This window comes from Rhizobium sp. NXC14 (genome assembly GCF_002117485.1).
Taxonomy (GTDB): domain Bacteria; phylum Pseudomonadota; class Alphaproteobacteria; order Rhizobiales; family Rhizobiaceae; genus Rhizobium.
Map to the genome: position 1 here is coordinate 2,720,915 of NZ_CP021030.1, position 22,156 is coordinate 2,743,070.

Consider the following 22,156-nt stretch of genomic DNA (forward strand, 5'->3'; position numbering starts at 1 on the left):
GAGGTGCCCGCAGGGCCTCGAAGGATCATCCTGACGGCGGGTATATCGGCGGTTGATGAATGCAAGAAGCAGCGTTGAGCCGCGTGCTTCGAGGCTCCGCCCTCGCGGGCTGCACACCTTAGCATGAGGAGCCTTGGAGAAGGCCGCGCCCGAATGGCAGCGCCAACTCTACCTACTGCGCCGGCGTTCCCACCCGGCCGCCTTTGCGCACACCTGATTGATCGGGCTGCGCCTCCGGCTGATTGCCAAGCCGCAGATCCCATTGGTTGAGAGGCCGCATGGCGGGCTGGTCTGTCGTTGGTTCGCGGGTCGACCGCACGACCAGATCATCCGGTTCGAAGGCCGTTTGATCGCCAGGTCTCTCCATCTGAACCGGTGCAATCTGATGGAAGACGACGAGAAGAATTATCCCGACTACCGAGCACACGAGCGCATAGAGAATGAAATATTTCAGTGCATATCCCTCGCTGATCGACAGAGCGGCCTTGACAGCAGCGCGAATGATATTTCGTACATCATTGATGGATACTTCGAAAGAAGGCAATAGATTTCAGCAGATCCTTAGAAAATTTTGAAAACAGCCGGCATAAAATCAACATTTATTGGAGAAAATCGTCTTCCTCTTCACGTAATGCTTGATTTGTTCAAGATCGCAGCAAAGACCGCGATCCATACTGCAACAGCTCAACCTCGCTTATATCGCATCCGGAATTCACGGGGGCTGCAGCCCTCGCGCTCACGAAAGACGCGAGAGAAATAGAACGGGTCTTCGATACCGACCATGGCTGCGATGGTTTCGATCTTCTCGTCTGACATGGCGAGCAGTTGCTTGGCCTGGTCCATACGCGCTCGAAGCTGGAAGTCCTTTGGCGGCATGCCCGTTTCGGCTATGAATTTACGCCGCAGCGTGGCCGGCGACATGCCGTGCTCGGAGGCAAACGAGGCAAGGTCGAGCGGCTGCAGCGCCCTGCCCCGCAGCGTCTCGACGAGATCGGCGGACGCACCCTCGCCTTCGCGACCTGCGGCAGCGCTCGCCTGCCGCGCGGCGGTGATGACGATACGATGGAGCGCCAATGCCGCCGAGGCCTGTCCTAGATGGCTGTCGTCGACGAGATCGGCATGCAGCCGCGCGAAGAGCCGCACCACCTCCTCGAGATGGCGCAGCGTCACGAGGGGATGACGCTCGCCAATCAGCCGCATCCGCACGAAATCCCGCGTGAACGAACCTTCAAACAGCGCCCAGCGCTCGTCCCATCCAGCTTCGTCAGGCCCATAGGAATGCGGGCGGTTCGGAAACAACCAGAAGAGCGCCGGCCCCTCCACGGGTTGGCGCCCGCCCGCAGCGGTTTCGAGAAACCCCCGCCCGCGCTCCACCAACACGGCCGCAAAGCTCGGCAGCCTCCTGTCCTTCACGGCATGGCGCGCATGCTGCCTGCCGCTGCCCGTCACAGCAAGCCCGCCGGCCGCGGCAAGGGGAGATCGATAGATGGCCTCTGCTTCTCTCATGAGCGAAAAATCCAGCTGCAGCTTTCCTCCATGGCGATCGGCCCACGCAACCGACAAGCTGGAGGCAGGTAAGTCAAAGCAAGGATGAATGAAATGTCAATTGTCGCGAATGCTGCCGGGATGAAAGTGATGCAATCGCCCCTCGCCGCCCGTGGCAAGACAATCCCTGCAGAAAGGCTCGGCCTGCTGACGCAGACCGATCCTGCCTTAGGCGTCGAGGCCATCCGCCGCCGCTATGAGGAGGATGGTTATGTCTGGCTGAAGGGCCTTCTGCCGCGCGCCGAAGTGATCGATTTCCGCCGCTGGGTCTTCGCCCACCTCGCCGAAACCGGCCTGCTGGCGCCCGGCCATGATTTCGCACTTGGCATCGCGGCCGCCGAAGGCTTCGACTGGAACCTCGCCAACCGCCGCCTAATGTCGATCGTCCGCTCCGCCGCCTATGAAGGCTTCTGCGCCCAGCCGCGGCTCGTTCGCTTCATGGACGCCTTCCTCCAAGGCATCTCCTATCTCCACAAACGCAAGCTGATGCGTTATGTCCAACCCGGCACGGCGGTGGCGACCCCCGCCCACTACGATCTCGTCTACCTCCGCGGCGGCACCAGCCGGCTCGTCACTGCCTGGATCCCGATCGGAGACATCCCCGCCGAAATGGGCGGCCTCGTCTATCTCGAAGGCTCGCATGCGCTCGGCCGCAGGATGGAGGCGGAATTCCAGGCGAACAGCGGCACTCTCTCGCCGGAAGAGCGGATCAGCGCCTATAACAGTCAAATGGCCGAAGGCGGCTGGATCTCCAAGGACCTGCCTGATATAGCCGAGCGCTTCAACGCCCGCTGGCTCGCCGCCGATTACGAGGCTGGCGACGTCGTGCTGCACTCCCCCTACATAATCCACGCCGCCACCAACAACGAAGACCGCACCCGGCGGCTGCGCCTCTCCACCGACATCCGCTACCAGAACGTCGACGACGAAATCGACGCCCGCTGGAGCAACCACTGGAGCCTTGGGGATATGCTGTAAGCCTTTGGGTCCGCGCCGCAACGCTTCAGCCGAAGCCAAACCCGCCTGGATCGATTCTTCGCGAACCAAGACAGCGATGGCGATATCGGATAGACTTGCCGGCGCCGGCAGCTTGCCTGGAGGCGGTCCCCAGGACCGGCGGGCGTCCGGCGCAGGGGGATCGCATGTCGGCAATCGCATCTCTGTTTCAGGAAGCCGCGCGGCTTGCAGCCGGGTTTCGTGAGCGCGCGCCGGCCCGCCATGTGCCCCGGCACGACTATGCCGCTTCGCTCGCCACCTTCGACGAGCCGCTGCCGGCGGCCGGCGCCGATATGGCCGATGTCATCAGGCAGCTCGCCGCGAACGCCGAACCCGGCCTGCATTTCACCACGGGCCCACGCTTCTTTGGCTGGGTCATCGGCGGCTCTCATCCGGTCGGCGTGGCGGCCGACTTCCTGACCAGCGCCTGGGGCCAGAATGCCGGAAACCACGTCGCCGCCCCGGCCGCGGCCGCCGTCGAAACGGTCTCGGCGAGATGGCTTCTCGACATCCTGAAGCTGCCGCCCGAAAGCTCCGTCGGCTTCGTCACGGGAGCCACGGTCGCCAATTTCACTTGCCTTGCCGCTGCCCGCGGCGAGGTGCTGCGCAAGGCTGGCTGGGATGCGGACGCAAAAGGCCTGTTCGGCGCGCCCGAGATCACGGTGCTGATCGGCGACGACGCCCACACGACCGTCTTCTCGGCGCTTCAATTCCTCGGCCTCGGCCATGACCGGGTGTTGCGCCTGCCGACTGATCCAATGGGCCGGATCGATCCGGCCGCGCTCGGCGACGCGCTTACGTCGGTCATCGGCCCTTGCATCGCCATCCTCCAGGCCGGGCAGATCAATACCGGCGGTTTTGACGATTTTCGTCGGATCATCCCGACCCTGAAGGAAAAAGGCGCCTGGGTGCATATCGACGGCGCCTTCGGCCTCTGGGCGCAGGCTTCGGAGAAATTCAGCCACCTCAGCCGCGGGGTCGAGGCGGCCGATAGCTGGGCGACGGATGGTCATAAATGGCTGCAGACGCCCTATGACTGCGGCTATGCGATCGTGCGCAACGAGCTTGCCCACCGCCGCGCCATGACGATCGCCGCAAGCTACCTGCCACTCGCAGCCGAGGGCGAGCGCGATCCCTCCCATTACGTGCCGGAGCTTTCCCGGCGCGCTCGGGGCTTCGCCACCTGGGCGATGCTGAAACATCTCGGCCGCGATGGCATCGCCGCCCTCATCGACCAATGTTGCGCGTCGGCCCGCCTGCTGGCCGAGCATCTCCAGCGCGAACCAGGCATCACCATCTTGAACGAAATCACACTGAACCAAATCATCCTCCACTTCGCCACAGACCGCCCGGACGAAGAGAGCGATGCAATCACCCGCAAGACCATCGCAAAGATCTGTGAAAACGCCACCCTCTTCGCAGGCGGCGCCAAATGGCGCGGCCGCGACGTTATGCGGCTCTCCGTCACTAATTTCCAGACGAACGCAGACGAAGCCCGGCTGGCCGCCGACAGCATCATCGCTGCCTTCCGCAGTGTCAGCCGCGACTGACCTTGTTCCACTTGCAACCTCAACCATTGACGTCTTCCAGAGCAGGATTACGGTCCTCACTTCAGCACTGAGAATTCAACCAGCCCCTCCCTCGCCACGTGTCCTCAACGGTTTCCCATGTCTCGATATCTCCCCGCGATTGCCGCTCTTCTCACGCTGATTCCAGCCACCGGCGATGCCAGTGAGGTGCGTGGAAAATCGACGCCTCCTCCTGCGAAGGGCTGCGTGGAGATCGGCGGAACGGTACTACCAGGAATGGTCGGAGGCCCAGCCTATGCGGCAGCCGAGCTAAAATGCGGCGCAAAGCTTTTGCTGGTGCTTCGACGCCAGACCGGCATGAATGGAAGTCTCCCCGTCTGGACCGTGATCGACCAGGTAACGATCTCAAAGCCGAGCCCCCACCACGAACTTCTGCAGCCGGCCTTTTGCTCATCGAGGCGGTTTCCTGATGCCCCCATCTTTGCACTCGGCAGGATGGCGGAAGAGCCAGATGGCTCTTATCGATCCGAGAATCTGGTCAAAGCCTGGCGATTCGACATCACGCGCGAAAGGCTGGCCTCAATCCCAGTCGATGGCGTGCTATGTGCGTTGGACGGGTTTGATTGACGATCGGTGCGCAAATTCCGACGATAAGCCGCCCCTCTTCGAGGCGCAGCCTCCGAACCTCAGCACGAGAGCCGACCGTTGGGCCAGGTGCCAATCAACAGAACGGCTTTATCGTCGAACGGCAACGACCGAGCTGGCGCGGTAGCGTGACAGCTGGACGCGGTTGGATTGGTTGCCGCCGAAGAGATAGACGTACTGGCGCCGCTGATCGAAGTGATCGAACAGGCTGACATGGAACCGCCTGCCGCTTCGGATCACAACGACATCTCCCCGCCTTGCCGAACGAAAGAAGACAGGTTTGCCGAAGCTTTTCCAGGAAACTGCCATATTGGGATTGGGCGGCGGCTGGCGTGACGATCGTTTGGCGACAAAGGCGAGGAATGCTCCGCACCACGACGTTCTGCGGGGATTGATGCTGAGAAATGAAATAGAACGTTCGTGCATGCGATTATATTTCGAAGCCGTGACGAGCATGTCGGCCTCACACGGCACGGCAAAAACCGTGAGGGCTATGACGAGAATAATTTTCATTGTTTCTCACCATTGTTTGGATAATTTCAAACATCCGAAATGTGGCGAAGAAAAAATCGCGGCTGGAACGTATAGTTGAATCATGGCGGCAATTAGAAGCAATTTGACCGCGTATTTTTTCCTGTATTTAAAGAAATAAAACTTAGGCGACCGGCGACGGCACCCGCAAAACGGACGAATATTGGCAATCTGCAAACGCTCAGCTGGCGAAGTCGAAAAATGGAGAATTCGATGTTGGGGGTGACGAAAGCCCGATGCCATATGGGAGCCGAAGCGGAACAATCCGCCGGAATCTCGCAACGATCCGGTGGAACGGCATTAGTTACGATGGGATTTATATTTCCAGGATCGCATCGAATACTTCGAATGCAGTGCGTATTTTTACCGGCCGTCTTCGATCTGACTCGATTGCAAACTCAGGCTTTAGCTGAAATCGCGCTCAATTCCTCCAGATCGAGATCCCGTTCCAGCTCCTCCAGCGTCTCGTCGTCGATATCACCGGCGCGGTGGAGCCGAATGAGTTCCCGACGGCCGGTCGCAACCGCCTCGAGAACGACATCAAAATGGGCGTGAAGCATCGGGATATAATGTTCCGTTCTCGCGGCGTAATCGACGATAGCGGTGGCTCGGCGTTGGTATCGCTCCAGCAATTGCGGGTGGATGAGATTTCCCTCAGGGTCGTATGCCAGGTTTTGGACGGTTCCAAGCTGCGCCTGCGCCATGGCGGCTTCGGCCTGACTCATTGTGAGACGCGCCCTTTCCGTCTCCGGCTCCACCAGCCGTGCCCAGGCAATTATCCGCCCCAAACTCGTTCCCTGGACGAGCACGGTTCCGACAATGACGGCAAATGATGTTGCGAGGATGAAGTCGCGGCCGGGGAATTCTTCTGGCAGGCTGAGCGCCAGGGCAAGCGTCACCACGCCCCGCACGCCGGCCCAACTGAGGACGGTGGCGCCGCCGGCGCCCAGCGGCTCAGCGCGTTTGAACCCCAGCGGAGCACAAAGGCGGATGACGAGATCTGAGGCGAAGACCCATGCAAAGCGGGCGATCACGAGCGTCACGAGGATCGCCAGCATCGGTAGTCCCATGGTCGCGATAACTGTGGTAAAACCACCGCCGCGCTCAACGACGTCGCGCAACGACAGCCCGATCAATGTAAAAACTGAAGCTTCCATCAGGAAGATCATCACAGTCCAGAACGACGTGCCTCGCATGCGCGTTGCGGCCGAGAATACGGTGTGCTGGTGCCAGGAAGCGATCAGACCCGTGGTAACCGTGGCAATGACGCCGGAAACGTGCAGCAATTCGCCGAGCAGATAGGAAATCCAGGCGAGCAGCACAGTGGCGGCGATGATGAGATATTCGTCGCCCAGGCGCCGGACGAATTTCACCCACACCGTTCCGACAACGACGCCGACGACCATGCCGCCGAGCGCCAGCACAAGGAAGCTGGAAGCCGCCTCCATCGCGCTGAAACTTCCCGTTGCGGCGGCGGCGACGGCAAAGCGAAATAGAACCAGACCGCTCGCATCGTTCAGCAAGCTCTCGCCTTCCAGCAGAATCTGCAGCCGCCGCGGCAGCCTGACGCGCTCCAGCACGGCGCGGGCCGACACCGCATCCGGCGGTGCAACGATCGCGCCAAGTGCTGCACAGGCGGCCCAGGGAAGTGACGGAAAGAGAAGATGGGTCACGACGGCCACGACGGCACAGGTGAAGAATACTGCTCCGACGGCGAGCGAGGCAATGCCGATCATATGGCGCCGCAGCCGCACGAGAGCAATGGCCCAGGCGCCGTCCATCAAGAGCGGTGGCAGGAAGATGACAAGCACCAGCCCGGGATCTACGGTGATCGCCGGTAGCCCCGGCACGAAGGCTAGCAGAGCGCCGCCGGCCAGCAGCGCAACGGACGGTGGCAAACCCAGCCTGTGAGCAGCGTAATGCAGCGCGATGATCGCGAGAAACATCGCAATGACCAGCTCGAACAATTGAGTGGGTTCCATCTCACTCGCCCCCTGCCTAAAAAGTGATTTCGAATGCCTACTATATTATTTTCCGGGCCGAAATCGCTTCATTCCGAACTCCTCGCGGCAGACATGTCGGGGCCGACAGTCATGCTTCGCTTCGCCACGAAAAGATTGCACCGACACGAATTTACTTGCCCTTCTCCAATGCGGCATATGTTTCTGTCTGTAAGCAAGAGGCGTGAGCGGGGAAACATGACTTCAACACATGCGGACAAGAGCAGTGACCTCGGCAGTCGGAGCGGCTTTGTCGGATTGGTCGTCGGTGCAGTCGGCGTCGTATATGGCGATATCGGCACCAGCCCGCTCTACGCCTTTCGCGAGGCGCTCAGGCCTTTTGCTGCCGATGGCATACACGAGCCGGAAGTGATCGGCCTGATCTCTCTGATGGTCTGGACGCTAACCGTTATCGTGACTTTCAAATATGTGCTGTTCCTTCTCAGGGCGGACAATGACGGCGAAGGTGGTACCCTCTCGCTGCTTGCCCTCCTGATGAAGAAGATGGGACGAAACGTGCCGGTCCTGTTCTTCGCCGGGCTGATCGGGGCAGCCCTCTTCATCGGCGATGCAATGATCACGCCTGCCCTCTCGGTCATGTCAGCGCTCGAAGGTCTGAAGCTGGTCACGCCGACCTTTGCCGATTATGTCCCGCTCGCCTCGGCTGCGATCATGATCGTTCTCTTTGCCGCGCAGTCGAGGGGGACTGCAGCTGTCTCCATGTTTTTCGGGCCGATAACGGTCTTATGGTTTCTGGCCATGGCTGCCGGCGGCTTGATCCATATCGGCGACGACTGGAGGATTCTGGCCGCCCTCAATCCGATCAATGCGCTTTCGTTCCTCGCCCATGCCGGCACGGTCGGCCTCATCGTGCTCGGCGCCGTTTTTCTGACGGTGACGGGTGCCGAAGCGCTCTATGCCGATCTCGGGCATTTCGGCCGCCGCCCCATCCAGACGGCGTGGTTCGTACTCGTCTTTCCTGCATTGCTTCTGAACTATATCGGCCAGGGCGCGCTCGTTCTCGCCCATCCCGAAACGGCCACCAACCCATTCTTTCTGATGTATCCGGATTGGATCCTGTTGCCAGTTGTCATACTGGCGACGATGGCGACGATCATCGCCAGCCAGGCCGTCATCACCGGCGCTTTTTCTCTCGCCCGCTCGGCGGTTCATCTCGGCTTCCTGCCGAGGCTGCGGATCAAATTCACGTCCGAGACCAACACGGGCCAAATCTACGTACCGAGCGTCAATCTCCTCCTGCTGGTCGGCGTGCTGATGCTGATCTTTTCCTTTGGCGACTCCGAGTCGCTGGCGACTGCCTACGGTATCTCGGTAACTGGGACCATGGTCATCTCGACCATGCTGTCCTTCCAATTCCTGCGGGCTGTCTGGGGCTACTCGCTCACGCTCGCCGCCATGCTGCTGCTGCCGCTCTTCATTATCGAAGTCTTGTTCCTGGCAGCCAATCTGCTGAAGATCCACGATGGCGGCTGGGTTCCGGTCGCCCTGGCGCTGGCAATCATGATTTTGATGTGGACTTGGACCCGGGGGCAAGCCTACCTCAAGAGACTGCGGGCCAACAACGAAATTCCGCTCGATTCCTTCATCCGGTCGATCGAGCGGAAGTCGGATCATTCACCGGTTACCGTTCCGGGAACGGCGGTTTTTCTTACCAGCGTGCCAGACCGGACGCCGAACGTTCTGCTCCACAATCTCAAGCACAATCATGTGCTGCACGAACAGAACGTCATCCTCACTGTCTGGACCGAGGACGAACCCTATGTTCCCGACAACAGGCGCATCAAGATAAGCCAACTCTCGCCGCGTTTCGTGCGTCTCGATATCACTTTCGGCTTCATGGACGATCCTGATGTCACCAGGGCGCTGGCGCTCTGTAGAGAAGGAGGTTTCAAGTTCGAGATCATGAAAACGTCCTTCTATCTCGGCCGCCGCAACCTCGTCAGGACGCCGAACACCGGCCTGCCCGGCTGGCAGGAACGCATATTCATGGCGCTGGAAGGCTTTGCCATCGATCCCTCCGACTATTTCAACCTGCCGTCAAACCGCGTTGTCGAGCTTGGCGAACAGGTTGCCATCTAAGGTCTGATGGCATCGCCCTGCTTCGCCGACAGCCTCGTCACCGTGATCATTGCCGGGATTTAACTGAAGGTGCTGGCCTGCCCCCTTACACGCCAGGTCCTGAGACAAAGGAGGACATATGAAGAGGCGCACTCTTGTACTTGGCGGCGCCGCGATTGCCGCATCCTCGGTTGTTGCGACGGCAATCTGGCCGCGGCGGCATGCCGCGGCGGCAGCCAGGAAATTCGACTGGAAGGGCACTGATTTTCTGAGCGGCGGCACCAAGTCTGTCGCCTTGGAAAAGCTGCCCGCGCCGCTCTTCCGCACTCGCCCGAATTGCGTCGTGACCCTGGCCCAGACCCGTGGCCCCTGCCATGTCAACGACGTCCCGGCCCGCCAAGACATCTCTGAAGGAGAAGCCGGACTGCCGTTGCGGCTGGCCCTTCGTATCGTCCATGCCGCCGACTGCCGGCCGGTCGAAAACGCCGACATCGAAATCTGGCATACCGATCACCGTGGCATCTATTCCGGCCGAGAGGCTGCGAAGATGTGTACGCTTAGTGACGCCGAGGCAATCAGCGGGCTCGCATTTCGCGGTCGCCAACTGACCGACGAGGCCGGGCAGGCAAGTTTTTTGACCGCCTATCCGGGATGGTATAGTGGCCGCACGCCGCATGTTCATTGCCGCATCCTCGCAGACGGCAAGGAGCTTCTCGTCAGCCAGCTCTATTTCGACGACGCCCTGAGTGACATCATCTATGGTGAGCATCCCGACTATCGTGAACGCCCCCGCCGCGATACGCGCAACGACAATGACGGCCTCATTCCGCAGGACGCTACCGATCACATCTTCGATTTTGAGAAGCTCGATAGCGGCGTGCTTTCCGCCACGATTACGATCGGCCTCTCTTCCTGAGCCGATGGCGGCGAGCGACAAGAGAGCGTTTTTCACCGAACGCTGCTTGGCGACCTCTGATGCCGCCACGGCTTCTCCCCGTAGCGGCGATGCTCCCTGCTATCCTCAGTGCAGCATGCCGTGTTGAAGGATAGAGACGATCAGCGGATCCGCTTCTGAATGATGCAACGGCTGAGGCGTGATCTCATGGTGTGAAATTTCGCTGCCGTTTTCCGGGCCAGCAAGATCGGCGGCTTCCATGGTGACGCCGTGATCGCCGTTGCCAAATGTCGACCCGTGCTTTTCGACAGCAGCCTTGCCGAAGTGACGAAGCAGCAGGGTTTCATCCGATATGCCGTTTTCCCAGATTGGATTGTCATGATGAGCGCCGACTTTATCCGCTGCAATCTTGTCGGCAGCAAGTTTCAGGTCGTTGTGGGATGTGAGCCCGGTGTCCGATACGAGGCTGACGCTCGCATCCGCGGCGGCGAGGCTGTCGGCGCTCGCAAGCGTAGTAGGACCTTCTTCGACGATCGTGTTATCGCTGACGGGAAAGGTGCCTGCAGCGATGATCGAGGGGGAAATGCTGTATGGCGTGACATCGCTCTCGATAAAATTGTCATGGAAGGATCCGGATGCCGGCCGGTCGACCTTCAATGCCGCCTGGGTCAGGTCGTCGAAGAGATTGCCGTAGATCTCGATACCCTCGCGGACATAAGTGGTCGTGCCCGCGGCGCTGACTGCCACGCCCCAGGCGCCGTCATGGATGTAATTTCCAGCGATATCGTAATTACGCGTATCCCCCTGGTCGCCGAGGCCGATCGCATAGGACCAGCTGTAGCCGCCATAGCCTGAGATGTCGTTGTCATGGATGGCGACATTTGTGCCGGCTTGTGCGCTGATCCCGAAGCCGCCGCCGAGGATGGTGTTCCCCTCGATCACAGCATCCACAGGCCGGACGAGCGTCAGGACGCCCTTTGGCGTGACTGCACCCGTTTGATCAAGATAATTACCGCTGATGACGATGTTGCTGCTGTCGTTGATCTGGACGGCGTCGGCAGTGGTTCCGTGGGCATTGGTGACGGTGTTGTTGAGGAGCGTGACACCGTTGAACTTCTCGACCCAGATGCCGTCGCCATTGACGTCGTTAATCGTGCTGTTTTCGATCGTGATGTTCGAGCCGGTACGGAAGGTGATAGAACCGGATTTGGATAATCCGGTGTGATCAACCTCGACATTTCGGATGGTCCAATTTGAGACATAGCCACCATAGATGGCCGCGCCACCAGTATCTGATATCTTGATATTCTCAATGACGATATTCGATGCGTATAGGCTGTGAATGCCGTCATTAGGGCTCGTGATGACGGGCGCATCGCCGACGCCGTAGCTGCCGATGGTGATTGGGGCAGCGGCGGTGCCGGAATATTTCAGGTCAAGCTGGTCGTTATAAACAGTACCCGCCGCGAGCAGCACGCTGTCGCCCGGCTGCAGCTTCAAGTTTTCCACTGCCGAGAATGACGCAAAAGCCGCTTCTGCGCTGGTGCCGGCATTGGTGTTGGAGCCCGTCGCTGAATTCACATAATAGATTGTCATATCGCCGTGTTCTCGCATTGTCGCGCAGCCGTCTGGTTCGGCTGCAACGAGTGGATCTGATGCGATCGGGAGCTGAAGCCATGCTCAACAACATGGCGTTCCATTGCCGTTACGTTACGGCAGCCAGCAGACCATGGGCCTGCCTTATTCCCGAGAAGCGCCTGGCGGAGGCTGCTCCCCTGGATAATACAACTTACGAGAAGATAATCTAGGAAATAACGACTAAAAGGTGAATGAACGGTAAGCGCCGTGCTGCCGCTTGACGGTCAGGACGAGGCCAAGGCGTCCGGCCAAAGGCCGGAGCCTCGGAACACGAGGGCGGGATCAACCCGCTCCTCGCACTCGGGCCACTCAGCTCAGCAAGCCATCCATATGGATGTAAACGGTCAGCGCATCCGCGTCACTATGATGCGAGTTGCCATCATTGATTTCGTAACTGAAGGATTCGCTCACATGTCCATCATGGTCGGGGAGCTTCGTTTCATCGAGCGTGTAGGAATAGTTGCCATCGCGCTCCACATGGATGACGCCATAATCGCCCGTCAGAGTCAGTCCGTGCTTGCCGACGGTTTCGTGGCCGAAGCGACGGAGCGCCAGGGTTCCGTTGTCTGAGCTGTCGTTTTCGAGAAGATTGCCGTGATGGGCCGCACCGGTGTCAGTGATGATCTTCAAATTGTCATGGGCAGCGACGACCGCGGCATCCATGGCCGCTTCCGTCGTAGCGGCAGCCTTGGTAGCCGAGATCGCCAGCACAGTCTCGACATTGGCGATGGTCTGGTTGTTGCTGACGGAAAAGGTGTGCGCGTCGGCAACGGAACGCGCAATGCTGGTGGCCGTGACGCCACTCTCGACGGTATTGTTGTAAAAAGAGCCCGATGCCGGCCTGTCGAGCTTCAGCGCCGCCTGAGACAGGTCATTGAAGACATTGTCGTGGACCTTGATATTCGTGCGGACATAGCTGGGGCTGCCGATGGGGGCGGTGATGACCACGCCCCATGCGCCATCATGGATATGATTGCCGGCGATATCGTAGTCTCGCGCGTCGCCCTGGTCGCCGAGACCGATGGCAAAGGACCAGTCGTAACCATGATATCCCGAGATGTCGTTGTCGTGGATCGCGACGTTCTTGCCCACTTGCGCGCTGATACCGAAGCCGCCGCCGGTGAGCACATTGTCCTCGACCACGGCATTTGCAGCCCCGATTAACGCGATAACGCCCTTGGGGCTGCTGGCATGGGTCTGGTCGAGATGATTACCCTTGACCAGAATACTGCTGCTGTCGTTGATCTGCACGGCATCTGCCGTCGAGCCATTCGCGCTGGTAACGGCGTTGTTCAGAAGTTTGACACCTTCGACTTTCTGAATCCAGAAGCCGTCGCCCCTGACGTCCGATATCTTGCTGCCTTCGACCGTGACATTCTTGCTGGTCCGGAAGGTGATCGCACCTGCACTTTTCGATAATCCGGTTTTGGCAATCTCGACGTCCCGCACCGTCCAATTCGTGACATTGCCGCCATAAATGCCCGCACCGCCGGTGTTCGATATCTTGAGGTTCTCGATCACGATGTTGGAGGCATAAAGACTGTGGATGCCGTCGCCGCCGCTGTGGATGATGGGGGCCGCCCCCGTCCCGTAACTGCCGATCTTGATCGGCGCGCTCTCGCTGCCGGAATATTTGATATCGAATTGTTCGTTGAACACGCTCCCCTTGGCGAGCAGCACGCTGTCGCCTGGTTTCAGAGCCAAGGATTCCACTTTGGACAAAGTCGCAAAAGCCGAGTTCTGGTTCGTCCCACCGTTGCGGTCGGAGCCAGTCGCTGAGTTCACATAGTAGATTGTCATATCACCAATGTTGCCCTGTTCGTCGGATCGCTATGTCGCCACTGAGACCGACCGGGATCGGCCGATCGTCCTGCGGCCGGGGCAACCGTCCACGGCAAGAAGGCGAGAAGATGTTGTCAATGCGGCAGCGACCGGTTTACGGGTTTTGTTCCACAGGCAACGGCGCCCGGTCCGACAAGGCGCTGAAAAGCCGCAACCCAAACAGGGAAAATGGCGACTCAGAGGCGAATAAATCGAGGAACGTCGGGCAGCGAGACATCTTCCTTCCAGGCTGTACCGCAGTGATTCTGCTCGCGATTCGCATGAAGCCCCAGCGCCAGCTTGGCCAATCAGCCCCGATCGTGAGCAGGCCAGAGGGCCTCTCGAATGACGGGGCGGGCGATCATCTCTGCGCTATTTCTCCCCTCGCCTGCAGCGCCGAAGTCAGCGGCAGGCGAGCGGCGGCAATCGCCGGCAGGGCGCCGCCCAGGATGCCGATGGCAAGGCCAAGAAGGCCGGCGGTGAACACCACGTCGGGAGTGACGTCGAGCTGAAAGGCCATCCTGGTCGTGTTGCCGCCCATCGTGCTTGCCTGCAAACCATCGAAAGCGAGCTTGGAGGCGAAGACACCGAGTCCGGCGCCGGCCGCCGACAGGAGTACCGCCTCCACCCAGGTAGCGACGAAGGCCGGCAGGCGGGCAAAACCGAGGAGGCGCAGTGTCGCGATTTCGACGCTGCGGTCGGAAACCGAACTCATCATCGTATTCAAGGCACCCGCCGCCGCGCCGATCGCCATCAGGAGCGCGATCGGCCAGCCGAATAGGCGGATCAGGCTTTCGGTGCGCTCGGCTTGGCCGGCGTAGAAATCAGCCTCGGAAACGACGACGAGCGGTGTACCGGGCAAGGCCAACAGACGATCACGCAACGTCGCCAGTGCTCTTGCGGGATCGCCTCCGCCATCGAGGCGGACACGCAGGCTCTGCACCTGCCCCTGCCGATCGAAAGCCGATTGCACCGCCTCCAGATCCGCCCAGATCTCGGATTCAAAGGCGCTGCCGTCTGAAGTGAAATGCCCGACGATCCTCCAGTCGAGCGCGCCAAGGCGGATCGTGTCGCCAACTGCGAAACCAGGAAAAGTATCGGCGATGCGGGCACCGACGACGATCTCACGCGCGCCTTGCGAAAACAGCCGCCCCCGCGAAAGCCGCGCGCGTTCACGCAAGCCGGGGCCCGCCGGATCCATGCCTCTGAGCGACATCGTCTGCTCGACGCCTTCGCCTTGCCTGACATCGATGGGAACGACGGTCTCGCGCGACAATGCCGGATTGCTCGCGCGGTCGCGCGCGATCCCGGTCTCGCCGCTCATGGCCGCAAGGCTGCGGATTGCCTCGGCCGGCACCTCCGAACCGGTCTCCTGGTTGGTGCCGCCGCCGAGAATGACGGCGATATCAGCCGACCCGGCGCCAGCGAGCGCGGCCTCGAAACCGTGCGCCATCGCCAGGAAACCTGAGAGCACCGCCACGACGAGAGCGACCGACAGCACCATCGACAACGAGATCCACAGCCGGCGCGGCAAGCTGCCAAGGTTGACTCTGATCATAAGAAAGGTCTGCTTGAGCGTTGATAACATTGGATTATCTCGTTCTGAAGGCGTTGACGATGGGCAGGCGCACGGCGATCACCGCAGGCAACAGCCCGGTCAGCAGGCCGAGCCCTGCCATGATGGCGAGAGATTTCGCAAGCACGCTCGTGCCGAAGACGAGGCCGAACTCCGGTCCGATGGAAAGCGTCGCAAGCTTGGCGAGGACAAGTCCGCCCGCGCCGCCGACAAGAAAGATAAACAATGTCTCGCCAAGAATGAGCGCGAGAATCCGCGGACTGGAAAAGCCGAGCACCTTCAAGACGCCGATCTCGAAACGCCGCTCCCTCACTGCGAAGAGCATAGTGTTGACCGCGATCATCAGGATGGTGACGAAGGCCGCCCCCACGACGAGGCTCACGATCAGGCCGATATCAGCGAATTGCCGGAGAAACGCTTCAAGGAACTGCTTTTCCGACTGCGTCCTCGTCTGCGCCGCCGAATTTGCGAATAGAGCATCGATCCGCGCTGCCAGCACACTTGGTGACACGCCCGGGCGCGGACGTACCACAAAGGCATCGACAGTATCCTTGTCGCGCGCACGAGTGGCATTGAGGGCGTCGTAGCGGGCGAGCATGAAATAGGTATCGGTGCCGGCATCCGCGCCCTCAAAAATACCCGCGATCGTGAAGCTCCAATTGCGGCTGCCGTCAGTCCTGGCAAGCTGCCCGGTAAAGCCGATGCGCTGGCCGATCGACCAGCCCTCGGCTTCCGCCAGTGCCCTGCCGACCAGCACCCGATCACCGGCCTCTTCCAATGCCGCGATCAACTCCGGCGTCAGTTTGAGCTCGTCGCCGTTGGCGGCGGCGATCGCCTGTGGATCGACGGCGCTGACGGCAACCACATTCTTTTCGACCTCGACGAAGCCCCGCATGCGTGCGGTATAGGCGACTGCGGCGACATCCCGGTCGGCCGCGATCCGGTTGAGGTAAGCAAGCGGCAACGGCAGCCCGCGACTCGATCTGTTGAAGACGCCGAGCAGATTGTTGCTGGCGCCGGCCGCTCCTTGGCTGCCGCTAACGAAGCTCGCCGTAAGCCCGTAGATCAGGAAGGCGACGCCGACTGAAAACATCAGCAAAATGGCGCGCAGCCGCTTGCGCCAGACATTGCGCCGCATAAGCTGGAGGAAGGTCATCGGCCCGTCCTTTCCTCGCTGATGAATTCGCCCTTGTTGAGACGTAGCGTGCGCCGGGCAAAGGAAGCGGCCTCGGGATCATGCGTGACCATGATGATGGTCTTCTGAAACTCGAGATTGAGAAAACTCAGCATCTCCAGGATATCATCGGCCGATTTGCGATCGAGATCGCCGGTCGGCTCGTCGCAGAGAATAAGACCGGAATCGGTGACGATGGCACGGGCAATGCCGACGCGCTGCTGCTGCCCGCCCGACATGCTCGAGGGAAACTGCCGCTGCCGGCCCGCAAGCCCAACGAGATCCATCACCGTATCGACGCGAGCCCGCCGCTCCTTGCGGCCGAGCGGCTTCAACAGCAGCGGCAGCTCGATGTTTTCCGCCGCATTCAGCATCGGCAGTAGATTGTAAAACTGGAAGACGATGCCCATGGCATGTGCCCGCCAGACCGCCCTTGCTCCTTCGCCCATCTGCTCGATACGACTGCGGCCGACCCTGATTTCGCCGGCATCCGGGCTGTCGATACCACCGAGCATGTTGAGCAATGTCGATTTCCCGGAACCAGAGGGTCCCATGATCGCAACGAAATCGCCACGCGGAATGGAGAGATCGAGCCCGGAAAAGATCGGAATCGTCTCCGCTCCGATTCTGAAGGACTTGCTGACGCCGACAAGGGCGATATAGGATTCTGTGGTGTCTGTCATGGTTCTGCTCCTTGGTGTTGCTTGACTAATCCGAGATTTGAGGGACGGAGAGGCTGCCGTGAACGCCCTTCTCCCCAGCGGGGAGCAACCATGTTCAATTTTTCCGGTATTGGGGCGTCCATTCGGTCTTTCGAAAGAGGATTGTGTTGGCGAGGACGATGAGTTTTCGGGCGACGGCTATGACGGCGCACAGGTGTTCCTTTCCGTTCTGACGCAAGCGCGTGTAGAAAGCGGCGAGATCCGGATTGTGCCGGGTTGCCGTGAATGCGCACATGAATAGGCTCTTTCGCAGGCGTTCGCGACCACCCTGGATGCGGCGTCTGCCATGATACTTTCCGCTATCGTCGTCATAGGGTGCGACGCCGGCAAGGGCGGCGATCTCGGCGCGGCTGGCATGGCCGAGTTCGGGCAGCCGAATGATCAAGCACAGGGCGCTGCGCAGCCCGATCCCCTTGATGGAGATCAGCAGATCGAGCCGTTGCGCCAAGTCGCAATCGTCGCGAACCGTCTTTTCGAGCCGCAGCAGATGGGCCTTGCGGCAGGTTTCGAGGCGGGCGACCTCGCGCAGGTGGCGGCGTTTGATCGCCTCCGACAAGGCGGTCTCGGCAAAGGTCTTGACCAGCGCGATCTGCTGCTCGATCTGTTCCAGATAGGTCAGTTCGGCGGCCAACTTGTCGAAGCGTGCGTCCGGCAGCGCCGGCAACTGCTCCAGACTTGCCGTGAAGAGCGCAATCAGCACGGCATCGAGCCGATCGTTCTTGGCCCGCTTGAGCCGGCTCTTGGCAAAGAAGCGCAACTGCGCCGGCTGCAGACGCGCCGCCGGCCGCTTGCCGGCCCGCAGATGCGCCAGCAGCCGCCATTCATAGCCGCCGGAGGCTTCGAAGCCGATGCGGCTGACGTCATGCTCTCGAAGAAAGGCGTCAAGCGCCTTCAGGCCAGCGGTGTCGTACGTGACCCTCAGCCTTGCCTTACCGGGATGGAGGGCAATGTCGAGATGGCTTTTGCCGACATCGATTCCGGCACAGATCATGCTATTATCGGTCATCTTCGTCGTCCCTGTCTTGGATACGAACCCCAAGGTTCCTGCAACCACACGGGCCAGATGAAGAGCCGGTTGCGATCCTGCTCCCCACAGCCCAAAACGGCTAAGAAGGTGACGATCCGACAACCAGCTGCCGGGCGGGCGGCCACCCGCCCGGCAAGCATCAATATCCTACATTTTTTTCATCCAAGAAGATGCCGGCAGGCAGATGAGGGGGTGAGCGACGAGAGGAGCGAGTGCGCTGAGCGCAAGCGAAGGGCAATGAACGGAGTGCCGTGCGCCCCTCATCCGACCCTTCGGGCCCCCTTCTCCCCGCTGGGGAGAAGGGGGAGCAAGCGCAGACTTTGCGCGGGCACGTCCTCTCTCTCCGGCCAGAAGGCCTCCCGGAGGGGACAACCGCGGCATCCACCATTCTCATCTTGACCCGCGATCCGCAGGATCGCCTCTAAAAACAGGAACACCCGCCTCCTCGCCCACCACCAGCCGAATGCGCGCCGCCATTGCAGGCCGCATGCCCGGTGGCGGCGAAGAGGCCGACAGGCGCAACGTCACGGTGCCCTTCTCCTTGGAAATGACCGGCGCAACTTTCGCCACTTCGACCGCGAAGGGCTTATCGGGAAAGCCGTCGAGCACGGCCTCGCCTTTGAGACCCGGGTGCATTAGCGCCATATTGACCTCGGCCACATCGGCATCGATGACCAGACTTGCCGTATCGGTGATGGCAAGCAGGCTTTCGTTCTCCCGCACGCTATCCTCGCGCGACAGCGCGATGTCGCCGACATGCGCATCAAGCCGCGTCACGGTGCCGGAAATCGGCGCCCGCACGGTCAGCGCCTCCATCTGCTCGCACGCCCTGTCGATATCGAGCTTCGCCTTTTCGAGATCCTGCCTTGCCTGTGCCGCGGCATTCCCGGCCGTATCGAACGCGGTGCGCGCCGCCTCCAGCGCCTCGCCCGACATGGCGTCGCGCCCAGCCAACCGCTCTGCACGATCCAGCGAAGACCGCGCCTGGGCAAGCTCGATATTCCTCGCCTCCAGCGCCAACTCCGCCGCCCGCCCAGCTATGTAAGCGCCACGGAGCGCGAAGCGTGCACCAACATCATCAAGCCGCACGAGCACCTGGCCGGTTACGACCGGATCGCCGGCCGCGACCTCGATGGCGACGATCCGCCCCTCATATTTGGAAAAAACGGTGGCGATGTCGGGCGCCACGACATAACCGGAGCCTGTGATCTCGCGGCTTGCCGCGGTCGTACCCCTGGTCAGTGCGACGCTGTCCTGATTTGGCGTGGCTTTTTCAACCGTCGCATCCTCAGGCAAATCCATGATTGGCAACGCCGCTCCATCAGCCGGTAACGCTGCGTCATCGCCCACAAGCCTTGCAAGCGCCACCTCGATCCGCTCGAGCGCATCTGGCCGGTAAACCGCCGCCAGCGACACCGCCCCCGCAAGGGCCAGCATCGTTGCCGCTCTCAGCCGCCGGGCTCGGCGCTCCGGCGGCTTTGTCTCCAAGGCCGCGGGCTCGATCGAAAGCGATCTGAGCCTGGCGGCAAGGTGTCGTTCATGTTCCGATGTCGTGTTCATGCCGACAGTATGGCCACCGGCGATAAAGCCGCGACCTCGAACATGTTTCAGGCGGTCCTCGATCGCGATTGTGTACTTGGATAGGAAAGATTGGCGCAGTGGCCGTCCTCTTCCTTCGAGGCCCCTGCGGGGCACCTCAGCAACCGTGTTATTGCGGTGCGTAGGCCAGAGGCCGGAGCCTCGAAGGACGAGGGCGGGTGATTGCCGCTCACCTATTCCTCTGCCGCCAAGCCACCGGCGTCATATCGGTCACGCGCCGGAACTCCCGATTGAAATTCGACTTGGTCTGGAAGCCGACCTCGAACATCACCTCGGTCACCGATTTTTCGGTGGCGGAGAGCAGGCGGCAGGCCTCGCCGATTCTGTAGTCGTTGACATACTGCGAGACGTTTTTGTCCATCGCCCGATTGATCGCTGCCGAGATCTGACGGGCGGGGATTCCGGCCTTGCGGGCCAGCCGGTCGAGGTTGAGATTGGCGTCGCGATAAAGCTTCTTTGCCTCCATCAGCGCATCGACCGCCGCGATCGTCCCCTTGTCCTCGCTTGTATCAGACCTCGGCGCTACCTCTGTTATTTCCGGCGGCACCCGGCTGCGGCTAGCGGCTGCCGCAGCAATGCCGAGGATAACGAGGGCGGCGAGATTTCCCACGCTGATCAGTGCCAGCGCCCGCACGCTATGCGCTGAGATGAAATCGAGGAAGACCAGAATATCGACAGCGGCCGAGAGACAAAGCGCGGCTGCCGCGAAGATGATCGCCCGATAGGCCGGCACGGCGCCTTCGAAGGGCGCGAGCCGCAGCGCGTCCGCCCCCGGGCGCATCAAAAGCAGGATTGCCACGGCGTAACCGAAGAAGATGAGCACCAGCGCCACGTCGATCGCATCCCGCCAGAAGGTCACCAGCAGCAGGATGAAGATAGCGGGCGCGGCATGCAGCCCGATCCGCCCAGCAAGCGACCGCCGGCTCGTCCTCACCAGCCTGGAAACCCCGCCATAGGCAAGCGGCGGCACCACTGCTGCAATCACGGGCGCAACCAGCCCCACGCCCTGCACACCATAGCCCCAACGCAGGCCGGAAAGCGCGGATTGCAGCGCCGAGACCAGGATCAGCGCCAGAAAAGGCAGGTTCGGCGCCACCTCCTCATCGCGCCTGAGAACAGCGACGAAGAGGATGAGCAGCAGGAGAGCAACGACGAAGGGAAGCGGAATGAAGATCATTGGACTCCAAGATCGGAATGACAAACGGCGCCATCATTGCCGAGTCCGGCGCCCGGCGCGACCTTCATCATGTTTCAGGACATATTTTATATGGGAATTTTAGATTTACGGTCGCGGGGTTCGAGCGGGCCATCAGCGCCGGATCAGACGCGCTCCAGAAACGCAAGCACACGGGCAGTGAGCAGCGCGGTAGCATCCGCGTCATATGTCGGAAGCGAGCTGTCGGCGAAGTAGTGCTGGTCGCCGGGATAGAGGAAAAGCTCCGCGTCCGCGACCTTCGCCACGATTTCGCGGGCGGCATCGATGTCACCCTCGCCGACGAAGATCGGATCGTTGTCCATGCCGTGGATCTGGACCGGGACGCTCTCCGGCCAGGGTCCGAACGCCCACTCGCCGCTGATCGGCAGGCAGGAATAAAAAAGCAGAGCCCCGCGGGCTCCAGGCCGTGTTTGCGCCAGCTTCTGCGCTGGGAGCACGCCAAACGAGAAGCCGACATAGACCAGTTCGGGAGGCAGTTCGTCGGCGAGCCGGACGCCGTGTTCTCTGATGGTGTCGAATCCGATCTCGCCGATATAGGCGAGCCCCTCCTCGATGCTAAGGAACGTGCGTCCATCGAATAGATCAGGCGTGTGGACGATGTGGCCCGCCGCCCTGATGTCGTCTGCGAAGGCATGCACTCCAGGGGTCAACCCTTGTGCGTGGTGGAAAAGCAATATCTCAGCCATAAGGCGTCTCCCGTCGAGGTGTTGGCCCGTTCGATAAGAAAGTTCAGAGGAGTTCAGACCGGGCCTGCGGCAGTCATCTCGGACGTCGCACTCAGCCCCCGACGACAATATTTAAGGGGCCGCGCCGAAAAAGGCGAGCCGCGTAAAGATCGTGTATTGCGATTCCGATACCATCAGTGCCACGAAGACCAGCACCAGCACCGGCGGCAACAGGATGGCGTAGACGAGCGCCAGCCGCTCCCAGGCCATATGCATGAAGACCGCGACGATCAGCCCGGCCTTCAGCATCATGAACAGAAGGATCAGCGTCCATCTGAGATAGCCCTGAATGCCGAAATAATCGACCAGGTAGGAAAAAGCGCTGAGCACGAAGAGTAGGCCCCAGACGAAGAGATAGAGCCGGATCGGATGTTGCTGTCCCGTGTGTGCTTGTGCATGCGCCGTTTGGGTTTGGGCATGCGCCGTTGTCTCGCTCAT

General features: G+C 60.8%; 19 protein-coding genes. 5 read left to right on the forward strand and 14 right to left on the reverse strand.

What is annotated here, in order from left to right; genetic code table 11:
* Window positions 1-172 precede the first annotated feature (172 nt).
* Window positions 173-544, reverse strand: coding sequence for a hypothetical protein (locus tag NXC14_RS13485; RefSeq protein ID WP_085778559.1), 372 nt, complete (start codon window positions 542-544; stop codon window positions 173-175).
* A 140-nt stretch (window positions 545-684) separates the two neighbouring features.
* Window positions 685-1,506: an AraC family transcriptional regulator gene (locus NXC14_RS13490; protein WP_085778560.1), complete on the reverse strand. Its 822-nt coding sequence runs from the start codon at window positions 1,504-1,506 to the stop codon at window positions 685-687.
* A gap of 93 nt (window positions 1,507-1,599) precedes the next feature.
* On the opposite strand from NXC14_RS13490, the gene NXC14_RS13495 reads away from it, so the two are divergent.
* The 3 genes from NXC14_RS13495 to NXC14_RS13505 all read left to right on the forward strand — a co-directional run bounded on the left by NXC14_RS13495 (window position 1,600) and on the right by NXC14_RS13505 (window position 4,697).
* Window positions 1,600-2,523, forward strand: coding sequence for a phytanoyl-CoA dioxygenase family protein (locus tag NXC14_RS13495; protein WP_085780107.1), 924 nt, complete (start codon window positions 1,600-1,602; stop codon window positions 2,521-2,523).
* A 164-nt stretch (window positions 2,524-2,687) separates the two neighbouring features.
* Window positions 2,688-4,091, forward strand: coding sequence for an aspartate aminotransferase family protein (locus NXC14_RS13500; protein WP_085778561.1), 1,404 nt, complete (start codon window positions 2,688-2,690; stop codon window positions 4,089-4,091).
* A gap of 117 nt (window positions 4,092-4,208) precedes the next feature.
* Window positions 4,209-4,697 (forward strand): hypothetical protein, encoded by a 489-nt coding sequence (locus NXC14_RS13505; RefSeq protein ID WP_157131407.1) that lies wholly within the window; start codon window positions 4,209-4,211, stop codon window positions 4,695-4,697.
* Between the two features lie 108 nt (window positions 4,698-4,805).
* Here the strand turns inward: NXC14_RS13505 and NXC14_RS13510 are convergent, their stop codons facing one another.
* Together NXC14_RS13510 and NXC14_RS13515 are read right to left on the reverse strand one after the other, a co-directional pair.
* Window positions 4,806-5,228, reverse strand: a complete 423-nt coding sequence (locus tag NXC14_RS13510; protein ID WP_085778563.1) for a TIGR02594 family protein — start codon at window positions 5,226-5,228, stop codon at window positions 4,806-4,808.
* 416 nt (window positions 5,229-5,644) lie between these two features.
* Window positions 5,645-7,228 carry a Na+/H+ antiporter gene (locus NXC14_RS13515; protein ID WP_085778564.1) on the reverse strand — a complete coding sequence of 528 codons (1,584 nt, stop codon included), beginning with the start codon at window positions 7,226-7,228 and terminating at the stop codon, window positions 5,645-5,647.
* 216 nt (window positions 7,229-7,444) lie between these two features.
* Here NXC14_RS13515 and NXC14_RS13520 point away from each other — a divergent pair, with 216 nt between their 5' ends.
* Both NXC14_RS13520 and NXC14_RS13525 read left to right on the forward strand, forming a co-directional pair.
* Entirely contained in the window at window positions 7,445-9,346 is a 1,902-nt protein-coding gene (locus NXC14_RS13520; RefSeq protein WP_085778565.1) for a potassium transporter Kup, read from the forward strand.
* A gap of 118 nt (window positions 9,347-9,464) precedes the next feature.
* Window positions 9,465-10,241, forward strand: a complete 777-nt coding sequence (locus NXC14_RS13525; protein ID WP_085778566.1) for a protocatechuate 3,4-dioxygenase — start codon at window positions 9,465-9,467, stop codon at window positions 10,239-10,241.
* A 105-nt stretch (window positions 10,242-10,346) separates the two neighbouring features.
* On the opposite strand, the gene NXC14_RS13530 is transcribed toward NXC14_RS13525, so the two are convergent.
* The 10 genes from NXC14_RS13530 to NXC14_RS13575 form a co-directional block, all read right to left on the reverse strand.
* A complete protein-coding gene (locus NXC14_RS13530; protein ID WP_198175451.1) occupies window positions 10,347-11,816 on the reverse strand; it encodes a right-handed parallel beta-helix repeat-containing protein in 1,470 nt (489 codons plus the stop codon).
* 351 nt (window positions 11,817-12,167) lie between these two features.
* A complete protein-coding gene (locus NXC14_RS13535; RefSeq protein ID WP_085778568.1) occupies window positions 12,168-13,658 on the reverse strand; it encodes a right-handed parallel beta-helix repeat-containing protein in 1,491 nt (496 codons plus the stop codon).
* A 382-nt stretch (window positions 13,659-14,040) separates the two neighbouring features.
* A complete protein-coding gene (locus tag NXC14_RS13540; protein ID WP_085778569.1) occupies window positions 14,041-15,267 on the reverse strand; it encodes an ABC transporter permease in 1,227 nt (408 codons plus the stop codon).
* 4 nt (window positions 15,268-15,271) lie between these two features.
* Window positions 15,272-16,411 carry an FtsX-like permease family protein gene (locus NXC14_RS13545; RefSeq protein WP_085778570.1) on the reverse strand — a complete coding sequence of 380 codons (1,140 nt, stop codon included), beginning with the start codon at window positions 16,409-16,411 and terminating at the stop codon, window positions 15,272-15,274.
* A complete protein-coding gene (locus NXC14_RS13550; protein ID WP_085778571.1) occupies window positions 16,408-17,112 on the reverse strand; it encodes an ABC transporter ATP-binding protein in 705 nt (234 codons plus the stop codon). The genes NXC14_RS13545 and NXC14_RS13550 overlap by 4 nt, the downstream gene beginning before the upstream one ends.
* Window positions 17,113-17,206: 94 nt before the next feature.
* Window positions 17,207-18,157 (reverse strand): IS110 family transposase, encoded by a 951-nt coding sequence (locus tag NXC14_RS13555; protein WP_085778572.1) that lies wholly within the window; start codon window positions 18,155-18,157, stop codon window positions 17,207-17,209.
* Window positions 18,158-18,568: 411 nt separating this feature from the next.
* Window positions 18,569-19,837, reverse strand: coding sequence for an efflux RND transporter periplasmic adaptor subunit (locus NXC14_RS13560; RefSeq protein ID WP_245362156.1), 1,269 nt, complete (start codon window positions 19,835-19,837; stop codon window positions 18,569-18,571).
* 109 nt (window positions 19,838-19,946) lie between these two features.
* The gene (locus NXC14_RS13565; protein ID WP_085778574.1) at window positions 19,947-20,954 is read right to left on the reverse strand and encodes an AraC family transcriptional regulator; all 1,008 of its coding nucleotides are present in this window, start codon (window positions 20,952-20,954) and stop codon (window positions 19,947-19,949) included.
* A 143-nt stretch (window positions 20,955-21,097) separates the two neighbouring features.
* Entirely contained in the window at window positions 21,098-21,679 is a 582-nt protein-coding gene (locus NXC14_RS13570) for a dienelactone hydrolase family protein (RefSeq protein ID WP_085778575.1), read from the reverse strand.
* Window positions 21,680-21,790: 111 nt separating this feature from the next.
* Window positions 21,791-22,156, reverse strand: coding sequence for a cytochrome C oxidase subunit IV family protein (locus NXC14_RS13575; protein WP_085778576.1), 366 nt, complete (start codon window positions 22,154-22,156; stop codon window positions 21,791-21,793).